The organism is Bacillus sp. AFS001701 (assembly GCF_002559405.1).
Classification (GTDB): Bacteria; Bacillota; Bacilli; order Bacillales; family Bacillaceae_G; genus Gottfriedia.
In genome coordinates this window covers 1-689 of record NZ_NTZO01000746.1, presented here as the reverse complement: position 1 = coordinate 689, position 689 = coordinate 1, and the positions used below count along the sequence as shown (strand labels likewise).

At 30.2% G+C, this 689-nt stretch carries 1 protein-coding gene; it reads left to right on the top strand.

Annotated features, from left to right (window positions below; all coding sequences use genetic code 11):
• Positions 1–44: 44 nt before the first annotated feature.
• On the top strand, positions 45–689 hold a 645-nt coding region (locus tag CN514_RS24965), incomplete at its 3' end, for a phospholipase D-like domain-containing protein (protein WP_286141836.1).

Genomic DNA, 689 nt, shown 5'->3' with positions numbered 1-689 from the left:
AATTTTCACTATTGGTCATATTATTTGCATTAAATGAGATTGAAATGGAGAAAGCTCAAAAAAAGAATATTTTTGCTGAAAAGCCAATAACTTATCCAATGGGACATAGTGATTTGTCGATTTTTACGAATGGAAGGAAGTTAAATAAGCAATTATTTCATGATATTAGGAATGCAAAAAAGGAAGTTCATATCTACTTTTTTTCGGTTTCAAATGACCGTGTTTCACATGAATTTTTAGATGTCTTAAAAAAGAAGAGTGATGAAGGAATTCCAGTTTATTATGCTGTTGATCGACTTGGTGGAATTTTATTAGAACGGAAAGAAAGAAAATCATTAATCGACCATGGTGTACATTTTACCTATTTTAATAAACCGCAATTATCCTATTTTTTTGCATCGATAAATAACAGAAATCATCGTCGAATGACGATTATTGATGGGGAAATTGGCTATATTGGTGGATTCAATATAGGTAAAAAGTATATAGATGAAAAAAAAGGATTAAAACCGTGGGAAGATGTTCAGCTTAGATTAGTAGGTAACGGTGTTGAAGGCTTAGAAAAACAATTTGTACATGATTGGAGAAAAAATTCAGACCAAAAAATTACTCAAATGGAGATCAGTAAAAAAATTGGGAAAAGCCAGCATCAATTTGTTTCTTATACTAAAATAGGAATTGAACAAGAA